Raw genomic sequence first — 220 nt, forward strand, 5'->3', positions numbered from 1 at the left:
GCCATTGTTCCTTTTGAACTTCTTTACCTTATCGGCATTGGCCTCTCTTAAAGCATCTTCACTGACTTTGTATTTTAATGCCAGAGCGGCCAGGGTATCCCCGGGTACGGTAGTATGGCTGGCAGCCGGAGGTGCTGTTTTTAGTTTTTCTTTTGGTTTATCCCTATCCCTAATCCTAAGCAGGCCGGGCACCTTGTTCAGGTCTATTTTTGAGATCATG

General features: G+C 46.4%; 1 protein-coding gene. It reads right to left on the bottom strand.

Annotated features, from left to right (window positions below; all coding sequences use genetic code 11):
* Positions 1-220 (bottom strand): LysM peptidoglycan-binding domain-containing protein (locus E1163_RS00010; protein ID WP_155168498.1); only part of this gene is annotated, 220 nt, incomplete at both ends.

Source organism: Fulvivirga kasyanovii, from assembly GCF_009711405.1.
Taxonomy (GTDB): domain Bacteria; phylum Bacteroidota; class Bacteroidia; order Cytophagales; family Cyclobacteriaceae; genus Fulvivirga; species Fulvivirga kasyanovii.